At 43.6% G+C, this 11,586-nt stretch carries 8 protein-coding genes, 2 tRNA genes and 3 rRNA genes; 12 read left to right on the top strand and 1 reads right to left on the bottom strand.

All coding sequences use genetic code 11. The features are described 5' to 3' along the window. The 5 genes from DW738_RS10255 to DW738_RS10235 form a co-directional block, all read left to right on the top strand. A 16S ribosomal RNA gene (locus tag DW738_RS10255) occupies positions 1–1,158 on the top strand; the annotation flags it as partial. Between the two features lie 53 nt (positions 1,159–1,211). Next, positions 1,212–1,284: transfer RNA gene (locus DW738_RS10250), tRNA-Ala, on the top strand. Positions 1,285–1,413: 129 nt separating this feature from the next. Beyond that, positions 1,414–4,316, top strand: a 23S ribosomal RNA gene (locus DW738_RS10245). 80 nt (positions 4,317–4,396) lie between these two features. Beyond that, positions 4,397–4,512, top strand: a 5S ribosomal RNA gene (gene rrf / locus DW738_RS10240). Positions 4,513–4,517: 5 nt separating this feature from the next. Continuing rightward, positions 4,518–4,591: transfer RNA gene (locus tag DW738_RS10235), tRNA-Asn, on the top strand. A gap of 75 nt (positions 4,592–4,666) precedes the next feature. On the opposite strand, the gene DW738_RS10230 is transcribed toward DW738_RS10235, so the two are convergent. After that, positions 4,667–6,016 carry an aspartate kinase gene (locus DW738_RS10230; protein ID WP_123160939.1) on the bottom strand — a complete coding sequence of 450 codons (1,350 nt, stop codon included), beginning with the start codon at positions 6,014–6,016 and terminating at the stop codon, positions 4,667–4,669. Between the two features lie 213 nt (positions 6,017–6,229). Here DW738_RS10230 and DW738_RS10225 point away from each other — a divergent pair, with 213 nt between their 5' ends. From DW738_RS10225 to fabG, 7 genes are all read left to right on the top strand, one after another. Then, positions 6,230–7,021, top strand: a complete 792-nt coding sequence (locus DW738_RS10225) for an enoyl-CoA hydratase (RefSeq protein WP_123160938.1) — start codon at positions 6,230–6,232, stop codon at positions 7,019–7,021. A 98-nt stretch (positions 7,022–7,119) separates the two neighbouring features. Continuing rightward, positions 7,120–7,554 carry a MarR family transcriptional regulator gene (locus DW738_RS10220; protein WP_042507432.1) on the top strand — a complete coding sequence of 145 codons (435 nt, stop codon included), beginning with the start codon at positions 7,120–7,122 and terminating at the stop codon, positions 7,552–7,554. Continuing rightward, entirely contained in the window at positions 7,554–8,528 is a 975-nt protein-coding gene (locus tag DW738_RS10215; protein WP_123160937.1) for a beta-ketoacyl-ACP synthase III, read from the top strand. Before DW738_RS10220 ends, DW738_RS10215 begins: the two co-directional genes overlap by 1 nt. Before the next feature lie 55 nt (positions 8,529–8,583). After that, the gene (locus DW738_RS10210) at positions 8,584–8,808 is read left to right on the top strand and encodes an acyl carrier protein (RefSeq protein WP_003003892.1); all 225 of its coding nucleotides are present in this window, start codon (positions 8,584–8,586) and stop codon (positions 8,806–8,808) included. Positions 8,809–8,918: 110 nt separating this feature from the next. Continuing rightward, positions 8,919–9,884 carry an enoyl-[acyl-carrier-protein] reductase FabK gene (gene fabK, locus DW738_RS10205; protein ID WP_023027704.1) on the top strand — a complete coding sequence of 322 codons (966 nt, stop codon included), beginning with the start codon at positions 8,919–8,921 and terminating at the stop codon, positions 9,882–9,884. Between the two features lie 24 nt (positions 9,885–9,908). Beyond that, entirely contained in the window at positions 9,909–10,829 is a 921-nt protein-coding gene (gene fabD, locus DW738_RS10200) for an ACP S-malonyltransferase (RefSeq protein WP_123160936.1), read from the top strand. An 11-nt stretch (positions 10,830–10,840) separates the two neighbouring features. Further along, entirely contained in the window at positions 10,841–11,575 is a 735-nt protein-coding gene (gene fabG, locus DW738_RS10195; protein WP_023022240.1) for a 3-oxoacyl-[acyl-carrier-protein] reductase, read from the top strand. Positions 11,576–11,586 lie beyond the last annotated feature (11 nt).

Raw genomic sequence — 11,586 nt, 5'->3', positions numbered from 1 at the left:
CTGACCGAGCAACGCCGCGTGAGTGAAGAAGGTTTTCGGATCGTAAAGCTCTGTTGTAAGAGAAGAACGAGTGTGAGAGTGGAAAGTTCACACTGTGACGGTATCTTACCAGAAAGGGACGGCTAACTACGTGCCAGCAGCCGCGGTAATACGTAGGTCCCGAGCGTTATCCGGATTTATTGGGCGTAAAGCGAGCGCAGGCGGTTAGATAAGTCTGAAGTTAAAGGCTGTGGCTTAACCATAGTACGCTTTGGAAACTGTTTAACTTGAGTGCAGAAGGGGAGAGTGGAATTCCATGTGTAGCGGTGAAATGCGTAGATATATGGAGGAACACCGGTGGCGAAAGCGGCTCTCTGGCTTGTAACTGACGCTGAGGCTCGAAAGCGTGGGGAGCAAACAGGATTAGATACCCTGGTAGTCCACGCCGTAAACGATGAGTGCTAGGTGTTGGGTCCTTTCCGGGACTCAGTGCCGCAGCTAACGCATTAAGCACTCCGCCTGGGGAGTACGACCGCAAGGTTGAAACTCAAAGGAATTGACGGGGGCCCGCACAAGCGGTGGAGCATGTGGTTTAATTCGAAGCAACGCGAAGAACCTTACCAGGTCTTGACATCCCTCTGACCGCTCTAGAGATAGAGTTTTCCTTCGGGACAGAGGTGACAGGTGGTGCATGGTTGTCGTCAGCTCGTGTCGTGAGATGTTGGGTTAAGTCCCGCAACGAGCGCAACCCCTATTGTTAGTTGCCATCATTTAGTTGGGCACTCTAGCGAGACTGCCGGTAATAAACCGGAGGAAGGTGGGGATGACGTCAAATCATCATGCCCCTTATGACCTGGGCTACACACGTGCTACAATGGCTGGTACAACGAGTCGCAAGTCGGTGACGGCAAGCTAATCTCTTAAAGCCAGTCTCAGTTCGGATTGTAGGCTGCAACTCGCCTACATGAAGTCGGAATCGCTAGTAATCGCGGATCAGCACGCCGCGGTGAATACGTTCCCGGGCCTTGTACACACCGCCCGTCACACCACGAGAGTTTGTAACACCCGAAGTCGGTGAGGTAACCTTTTAGGAGCCAGCCGCCTAAGGTGGGATAGATGATTGGGGTGAAGTCGTAACAAGGTAGCCGTATCGGAAGGTGCGGCTGGATCACCTCCTTTCTAAGGATAAGGAAACCTGCACGTTCGTCTTGTTTAGTTTTGAGAGGTCTTGTGGGGCCTTAGCTCAGCTGGGAGAGCGCCTGCTTTGCACGCAGGAGGTCAGCGGTTCGATCCCGCTAGGCTCCATTGGTGAGAGATCACCAAGGATGAACATTGAAAATTGAATATCTATATCAAATAGTAACAAGAAAATAAACCGAAAACGCTGTGAATATTTAATGAGTTTTCTAATTTTTTAAGAAATTAGGTTAATAAGGTTAAGTTAATAAGGGCGCACGGTGGATGCCTTGGCACTAGGAGCCGAAGAAGGACGTGACAAACGACGAAATGCCTCGGGGAGCTGTAAGTAAGCGCTGATCCGGGGATGTCCGAATGGGGGAACCCAGCAGGTGATACCTGTTACCCATATCTGTTAAGGATATGAGGAGGAAGACGCAGTGAACTGAAACATCTAAGTAGCTGCAGGAAGAGAAAGCAAAAGCGATTGCCTTAGTAGCGGCGAGCGAAACGGCAGGAGGGCAAACCGAAGAGTTTACTCTTCGGGGTTGTAGGACTGCAATGTGGACATAAAGATTATAGAAGAACTACCTGGGAAGGTAGGCCAAAGAGAGTAACAGCCTCGTATTTTAAATAGTCTTTATACCTAGCAGTATCCTGAGTACGGCGAGACACGTGGAATCTCGTCGGAATCTGGGAGGACCATCTCCCAACCCTAAATACTCCCTAGTGACCGATAGTGAACCAGTACCGTGAGGGAAAGGTGAAAAGCACCCCGGGAGGGGAGTGAAATAGAACCTGAAACCGTGTGCCTACAACAAGTTCGAGCCCGTTAATGGGTGAGAGCGTGCCTTTTGTAGAATGAACCGGCGAGTTACGATATGATGCGAGGTTAAGTTGAAGAGACGGAGCCGTAGGGAAACCGAGTCTGAATAGGGCGCTTTAGTATTATGTCGTAGACCCGAAACCATGTGACCTACCCATGAGCAGGTTGAAGGTGCGGTAAAACGCACTGGAGGACCGAACCAGGGCACGTTGAAAAGTGCTTGGATGACTTGTGGGTAGCGGAGAAATTCCAAACGAACTTGGAGATAGCTGGTTCTCTCCGAAATAGCTTTAGGGCTAGCGTCGACATAAAGATTCTTGGAGGTAGAGCACTGTTTGGGTGAGGGGTCCATCCCGGATTACCAATCTCAGATAAACTCCGAATGCCAATGAATTATGGTCGGCAGTCAGACTGCGAGTGCTAAGATCCGTAGTCGAAAGGGAAACAGCCCAGACCACCAGCTAAGGTCCCAAAATAATTGTTAAGTGGAAAAGGATGTGGGGTTGCACAGACAACTAGGATGTTAGCTTAGAAGCAGCTATTCATTCAAAGAGTGCGTAATAGCTCACTAGTCGAGTGACCCTGCGCCGAAAATGTACCGGGGCTAAAACAATTTACCGAAGCTGTGGATACCTTTAATGGTATGGTAGGAGAGCGTTCTATGTGTGAAGAAGGTATACCGTGAGGAGTGCTGGAACGCATAGAAGTGAGAATGCCGGTATGAGTAGCGAAAGACAGGTGAGAATCCTGTCCACCGTAAGACTAAGGTTTCCAGGGGAAGGCTCGTCCGCCCTGGGTTAGTCGGGACCTAAGGAGAGACCGAAAGGTGTATCCGATGGACAACAGGTTGATATTCCTGTACTAGAGTATGTAGTGATGGAGGGACGCAGTAGGCTAACTAAAGCGTGCGATTGGAAGTGCACGTCTAAGCAGTGAGGTGTGAATTGAGTTAAATGCTTAGTTCTATAACATTGAGCTGTGATGGGGAGCGAAGTTTAGTAGCGAAGTTAGTGATGTCACACTGCCAAGAAAAGCTTCTAGCGTTTAAACATACTCTACCCGTACCGCAAACCGACACAGGTAGTCGAGGCGAGTAGCCTCAGGTGAGCGAGAGAACTCTCGTTAAGGAACTCGGCAAAATGACCCCGTAACTTCGGGAGAAGGGGTGCTGACTTTATGTCAGCCGCAGTGAATAGGCCCAAGCAACTGTTTATCAAAAACACAGCTCTCTGCTAAATCGTAAGATGATGTATAGGGGGTGACGCCTGCCCGGTGCTGGAAGGTTAAGAGGAGTGCTTAGCGGTAACGCGAAGGTATGAATTGAAGCCCCAGTAAACGGCGGCCGTAACTATAACGGTCCTAAGGTAGCGAAATTCCTTGTCGGGTAAGTTCCGACCCGCACGAAAGGCGTAATGATTTGGGCACTGTCTCAACGAGAGACTCGGTGAAATTTTAGTACCTGTGAAGATGCAGGTTACCCGCGACAGGACGGAAAGACCCCATGGAGCTTTACTGCAGTTTGATATTGAGTGTCTGTGCCACATGTACAGGATAGGTAGGAGCCATTGATATCGGGACGCCAGTTTCGATGGAGGCGTTGTTGGGATACTACCCTTGTGTTATGGCCACTCTAACCCGGATAGGTGATCCCTATCGGAGACAGTGTCTGACGGGCAGTTTGACTGGGGCGGTCGCCTCCTAAAAGGTAACGGAGGCGCCCAAAGGTTCCCTCAGAATGGTTGGAAATCATTCGCAGAGTGTAAAGGTATAAGGGAGCTTGACTGCGAGAGCTACAACTCGAGCAGGGACGAAAGTCGGGCTTAGTGATCCGGTGGTTCCGTATGGAAGGGCCATCGCTCAACGGATAAAAGCTACCCTGGGGATAACAGGCTTATCTCCCCCAAGAGTTCACATCGACGGGGAGGTTTGGCACCTCGATGTCGGCTCGTCGCATCCTGGGGCTGTAGTCGGTCCCAAGGGTTGGGCTGTTCGCCCATTAAAGCGGCACGCGAGCTGGGTTCAGAACGTCGTGAGACAGTTCGGTCCCTATCCGTCGCGGGCGTAGGAAATTTGAGAGGATCTGCTCCTAGTACGAGAGGACCAGAGTGGACTTACCGCTGGTGTACCAGTTGTCTCGCCAGAGGCATCGCTGGGTAGCTATGTAGGGAAGGGATAAACGCTGAAAGCATCTAAGTGTGAAACCCACCTCAAGATGAGATTTCCCATAACTATATGTTAGTAAGAGCCCTGAGAGAAGATCAGGTAGATAGGTTAGGAGTGGAAGTTGTGTGAGCAATGGAGCGGACTAATACTAATAGCTCGAGGACTTATCCAAAAAGTAACTGAGGATATTTACAGCGGTTTAGATTTTTGTTAGAATATAGGTATTCAATTTTGAATGTTCATCATTCAGAGTTAAGTGACGATAGCCTAGGAGATACACCTGTACCCATGCCGAACACAGAAGTTAAGCCCTAGAACGCCGGAAGTAGTTGGGGGTTGCCCCCTGTGAGATATGGTAGTCGCTTAGCTTTTTTCCGCCATAGCTCAGTTGGTAGTAGCGCATGACTGTTAATCATGATGTCGTAGGTTCGAGTCCTACTGGCGGAGTCAGTACCCGAAAGGGTTTTTTTTATTTCTCTCTTTTATTAATAAATTAAAAAAGGTTCTTTCGAACCTTTTTTCTTATTTAAAGAAAACATCGTATAGAGCTTTAATAGCTTGTTTTTCTTGTTCTTGATTGACTACAAACATGATGGAAACTTCGCTGGATCCTTGCGAAATCATTTGGATATTAATGTTATTTTCTGATAAAGCCTTTGTGGCTGTAGCCGTTACACCAATTTGATTTTTCATATTCTCTCCGACAATCATAATAATGGAAAGATCATGTTCGATTTCGGCATAATCCACTTGTAAATCTTGGATTAGATGTTTTAAAATTTCTTGTTCTTTAATTGGAGTCAATTCTTTTGACCGAAGAATGACTGATAAGTCGTCAATACCTGTTGGCATATGATCCCAACTAATATTCAAATCTTCTAAAATTTGCAATAATTTTCTACCAAATCCGACTTCTCTATTCATTAGGTATTTGGTGGTATTAATGCTGACAAATCCAGAATCTCCTGCAATTCCAACAACTTTAACATTTTCATCGGTATGGTTCAGCACAATCTTCGTACCTGGATGTTTTGGATTGTTGGTGTTCTTGATCACCATTGGAATCTTTCCACGATAGGCTGGTACCAGTGCTTCATCATGGAGGACACTAAAGCCAGCATAGGCTAATTCCCGCATCTCTTTATAGGTTAATTCAGGAATAGAATGAGGATGTTTAATGATTCCTGGGTGGGCTGAAAAAATACCGTCTACGTCCGTAAAGTTCTCGTAGAGATCTGCTTTAACTCCCGCTGCGATAATGGATCCTGTAATGTCAGATCCTCCTCTCGAGAATGTACATACTTGGCCTTCTTTTGTAATTCCAAAGAATCCTGGGATAACTAAAATCTCATTATGGTTACTCAGTTCTTCAATCTTGTCATAACTAGAAGGGAGAATACGAGCATTGCAAGGTTCACTTGTTACAAAAATACCTGCATTTTTTGGATGAATATATTTTGCATCTAATCCTTTTTTTACAAAGTATGCTGCGATTAGTTTTGCATTGTTGTTCTCTCCAGCGGCCAAGAAAGTATCATATAAGAAGGTGTTATCGGATTTGGGAAGTGTTGCAAGAGACTTGATATCTCTAGAAATCTCTTCAATGATTTCCTTGTCCAAGTCTAACTCCTCTGTAATAGAACGATAGCGATTGATAATCCATTCTTGACTTTGACTAGTATCTTTTCCGTTGGTATATTCTTTGTAATACTTAATGAGGGCATCTGTAACTTTTGTATCCTCAGGATTTCGTTTCCCTGGAGCAGAGACGACAACGTATTTACGGGTTTCATCTTCTTTAACGATATTGAATACTTTTTCTAGCTGGGTAGCAGATGCTAATGAACTACCACCAAATTTAACTACTTTCATGTGGACTCCTTTACACAACTTTCTTTAAATTATACCAAAGATAGGGCCTTGTTACAATCTAAAATAGCACTGTTATCAAGGGAGTCTTTCGGATGAGACACTTTGTTATGAAAATGTAATTTACTTCTCAAAGTAGTTGTGCTAAAATAATATAAAAATAAACAAGTTCAACTATCAAATAATTTGAACGGCTAATTAGTAAAGAGGTGGCTTATGGTGTTCGAAACGATTATATTTTCTGTACAAGAGGATCTCGCATCCATTATTTTAAATAGGCCTGAGGTTTCAAATGGTTTTAACATTCCAATGTGTCAGGAAATTCTTGAAGCATTAGAATTAGCTGAGAAGAACGCAGACGTTCGTTTTATTTTATTTAAAGCAGTCGGAAAGGTTTTTTCAGTCGGTGGTGATCTAGCAGAGATGAAACGGGCTGTCGATGCCGATGATATCGATTCTTTAACGCAAATTGCGGAATTGGTTAATCAAATCTCCAAAAGAATGAAGCAAATTCCAAAACCGGTGATTATGGTCGCAGATGGTGCGGTTGCAGGAGCAACTGCTAATATGGCAGTAGCGGCAGATTTTTGTATTGCTTCTGATAAAGCGAAGTTTATTCAAGCATTTGTGGGAGTCGGTTTAGCTCCTGATGCTGGTGGTCTTTTCCTTTTAGGAAGAGCGATTGGTTTGAGTAGAGCAACTCAGTTAGCGATGACTGGTGAACCATTAGGTGCTGAAAAGGCTCTGGAATATGGAGTTGTTTATAAGGTTTCTGAAGTAGAAAAATTAGATAAGACTGCCAATCAACTTCTCATGAAGTTAAGACGTAGCTCAGACAATTCTTTTGCTGCGATTAAAGAGTTGGCCTGGTCTAGCATGCTGACTGATTGGGATCGCTATGCTGAAATTGAGTTGAGATTGCAAAGAAATCTATCTTTAAAAGAAGACTTTAAAGAGGGAGTTATTGCCTATTCAGAGCGTCGACGTCCAAAATTTATAGGAAAATAAAAACGTAAAATTTTTATGTTTTTGTTGTTGAGACTTGCTATTTGCTTTGAATTTTGATAAAATTCGATTATCAAAGTAATGAATAGGGGGTGTGGTTTTTGAATTTTCAACTAGTCAATGATTACCTTACATCCATTTTTAACAACGTTTTAGTCATCGAAGAAACTAGTTTACGTAGCAGTCGATTTAATGATGTTTCTATTAAGGAAATGCACACAATAGATGTCATCGGCTCAACACCAAACGCAACTCCAAGTGATATTTCGCGTTCGTTAATGGTAACGTTAGGTACAGTCACAACCAGTTTAAATAACCTTGAACGAAAAGGTTATATTGAACGAACCAGATCTGAAGTTGATCGTCGGGTTGTCCATTTGAGTTTGACCAAAAGAGGAAAACTCTTGTATCGGCTTCACCAACAATTTCACAAGCGGATGGTTAATCAGATTATAGATGGGATGTCTCCAGATGAACGGAAAGTGATGCAAAAAGGGTTGCAGAACCTTTATCGTTTCTTGGAGGATTTGAAATAATGACTTTTGCAAAAATTAGTCAGGCAGCCCATTATGCGCCAATCCAAGTGATTTCCAATCAGGATCTTTCTGAACGGATGGATACCAGTGATGAGTGGATTGCTAGTCGGACAGGAATTCGGAAGCGTCATATTTCTCAATCAGAATCAACCAGCGATTTAGCTACGGAAGTGGCTCGTCGCTTGCTTGAAAAAAGTGGTTTACAAGCGGATCAGTTGGATTTTATCTTTGTTGCTACGATTTCACCGGATTCCATGATGCCATCTACAGCTGCTCGTGTTCAAGCTAAAATTGGTGCCTCTAAAGCCTTTGTTTTTGATTTGACCGCTGCTTGTAGTGGATTTGTATTTGCGCTTGCGACTGCTGAAAAGTATATTCGCTCTGGCCAGTACAAACGAGGAATCGTTATCGGAAGTGAAACCTTATCGAAAGTGATCGATTGGGAAGATCGGACAACAGCAGTCTTGTTTGGGGATGGTGCTGGCGGTGTTTTATTGGAAGCTTCCGAGCAACAAACTTTTTTAGCAGAAAGTCTGTTTTCAGACGGTTCCCGTGGAGAAGTTCTTCAATCATCATCTGTTGGTTTATCTTCACCATATTCTGATAAGGAAGAAGATAAAAAATATTTGTCAATGGATGGGAGAGCAGTCTTTGATTTTGCCATTCGGGATGTGGCTAAGAGTATTAAAAATACGTTAGCAGATGCTCCAGTGCCTGTTGAAGAGATTGATTTTTTTCTTCTGCACCAAGCAAATGACCGTATCTTAGATAAAATGGCTAAGAAAATCGGGGTTGATCGGGAAAAACTTCCTGCAAACATGATGGAATATGGTAACACGAGTGCCGCAAGTATTCCAATTTTATTATCGGAGTGTGTCGACCAAGGACTGATCAAATTGGATGGAAGTCAAACAATTCTTCTGTCTGGATTTGGTGGAGGTTTGACATGGGGCTCACTTCTTGTTACAATCTAGTTAAACATGTGGTAACACATTTTAAAAATTTTTTATTATTTTAAGGAGGCCAATCATGGCAGTATTTGAAAAAGTACAAGAAATTATCGTTGAAGAACTTGGTAAAGAACCATCAGAAGTAACACTTGAGTCTACTTTTGAAGATCTTGAAGCTGATTCATTGGATTTGTTCCAAGTGATTTCAGAAATTGAAGATGCATTCGACATTCAAATTGAAACTGAAGAAGGATTGTCTACTGTAGGTGACCTTGTTGCTTACGTAGAAGAAAAAACTAAATAATAATGGATGAGAGTATCGAAAGATATTCTCTCTTGTTTAGGTAATAGTTTGACGCTCAAAGCAAAGAACCGCTTTCAAACTATTACTTAAGCGAAAATGAGGAAGGTACTATGCAAACACGAATTACAGAATTATTAAACATTAAATATCCAATTTTCCAAGGTGGTATGGCTTGGGTAGCAGATGGAGATCTTGCTGGAGCTGTATCCAATGCAGGTGGTCTTGGGATCATCGGTGGAGGAAATGCACCTAAAGAAGTTGTCAAAGCGAATATTGATCGTGTCAAATCCATTACTGACAAACCTTTTGGAGTGAATATCATGCTCCTCTCTCCTTTTGCAGATGACATTGTTGACTTGGTTATCGAAGAAGGGGTTAAAGTTGTTACCACTGGTGCAGGGAATCCTGGGAAATATATGGATCGTTTCCACGAAGCTGGCATTACCGTTATTCCAGTTGTACCTTCAGTAGCTTTAGCAAAACGGATGGAAAAACTAGGTGCGGATGCTGTGATTGCTGAAGGAATGGAAGCAGGTGGGCATATTGGTAAATTGACTACCATGACCCTGGTTCGTCAAGTGGTCGAAGCTGTTTCTATTCCCGTTATTGGTGCTGGTGGTGTGGCTGATGGTGCTGGAGCAGCTGCAGTCTTCATGCTTGGAGCAGCTGCTGTTCAAGTGGGAACACGATTTGTCGTAGCTAAAGAATCAAATGCTCACCAAAACTTTAAGAATAAAATCTTGAAAGCTAAAGACATTGATACAGTAGTGTCTGCGTCAGTTGTTGGCCATCCAGTTCGTGCGATTAAGAATAAATTGGCTTCTGCCTATAACCAAGCGGAAAAAGATTTCTTGGCAGGTAAGAAGACTCAAGAAGAAATTGAAGAATTAGGAGCAGGTGCTCTTCGCAATGCTGTTGTGGACGGAGACGTTGATAACGGATCTGTGATGGCAGGACAAATTGCAGGTCTCGTAGGTAAAGAAGAAACCTGTGCTGAAATCTTGGAAGATATCTATTTTGGAGCTGCTAAAGTCATTCAGAAAGAAGCAGCTCGCTGGGCAGATGTCAAATTCTAACAAGTAAAGGAAAGGAAGAGGACAGTGACAAAACGTGCTTTCTTATTTGCTGGTCAAGGTGCCCAAAAATTGGGGATGGCTAGTGACTTGTATGCAACTTATCCGATTGTTAAGGAGACATTTGATACTGCAAGTCAGATTTTGGGCTATGATTTACGAGAATTGATTGATTCTGATGAAGACAAGCTCAATCAAACACGCTTTACCCAACCGGCTATTTTGACAACTTCAGTAGCTATTTATCGTCTATTAGCAGAAAAGGGCATGACACCGGATATTGTTGCCGGTCTTTCTCTAGGAGAATATTCTGCTTTGGTTGCTGCAGGTGCTCTTTCTTTTGAAGAAGCAGTCGCTTTGGTAGCCAAGCGGGGTGAATTTATGGAAACAGCTGCGCCTGCTGGAAGCGGGAAGATGGTAGCTGTCATGAATACTGATCCTGCCTTGATTGAAGAAATCTGTCAACAGGCTTCTGAAAAGGGAGTTGTAACACCAGCTAACTACAATACTCCTGCCCAAATTGTGATTGGTGGAGAGGTTGAAGCTGTGGATTATGCAGTTGAATTATTACAAGAAGCGGGCGCTAAGCGTCTAATCCCACTCAATGTCTCTGGTCCCTTCCATACAGCTTTACTCGCTTCTGCTAGTGAGAAACTAGCGACTGAACTTGAAAAAGTTACTTTTAAGGACTTTACCTTGCCTTTGGTTGGGAATACAGAAGCGCAGATTATGAAATCAGACGAAATCAAAACATTATTGGCTCGCCAAGTGATGGAGCCCGTTCGTTTCTATGATTCGATTGCGACGATTCAAGAATTTGGAGTAGATGAAGTGATTGAGATTGGTCCAGGGAAGGTCTTGACTGGCTTCTTGAAAAAAATCGATAAAACTCTTCCAACAAAAAATGTTGAGGATCAGGCTAGCCTTGATGCTCTACTGAACGAATAGATGAGGTGACTATGGAACTGAAGAATAAAAATGTATTTGTTACTGGCTCAAGTCGAGGCATTGGATTGGCTATTGCTCGTAAATTTGCTTCAAAAGGTGCTAACATTGTCTTAAATAGTCGTGGAGAGCTCCCAGCAGGCCTAGTAGATGAATTTGCCTCTTACGGTGTGAAAGTTGTTGGCGTTACTGGGGATGTATCCCAAGCTGCGGAAGCGAAGCGAATGGTGGCGGAAGCGATTGACGCACTTGGGTCAGTAGATATTCTTGTCAACAATGCTGGGATTACCAATGATAAGCTCATGTTAAAATTGACGGAAGAAGATTTTGAGCAAGTCTTGAAGGTGAATTTGACTGGTGCTTTTAATATGACACAATCAGTCTTAAAACCGATGACCAAAGCACGTGAAGGTGCTATCATTAACATGTCGAGTGTTGTCGGTCTGACAGGAAATGTTGGACAAGCTAACTATGCTGCCTCAAAAGCTGGATTGATCGGTTTTTCTAAATCGGTAGCGCGTGAAGTAGCCGGAAGAAATGTTCGAGTCAATGTCATTGCTCCGGGCTTCATTGAGTCTGATATGACAGAAGGACTTCCGGAAAAAATTAAAGAAATGTCTCTCGCTCAAATTCCAATGAAACGATTTGGAAATACAGAAGAAGTGGCAGATGTTGCAGTCTTTCTTGCAACTCAAGAATATCTAACAGGGCAAGTCATCGCAATTGATGGTGGCTTAACCATGCAATAAAAAGAGGTAGG

Source organism: Streptococcus sp. AM28-20 (assembly GCF_003603595.1).
GTDB lineage: Bacteria > Bacillota > Bacilli > Lactobacillales > Streptococcaceae > Streptococcus > Streptococcus ilei.
The sequence above is the reverse complement of the archived record's forward strand: the minus strand, read 5'-3'. Positions and strand labels throughout refer to the sequence as shown.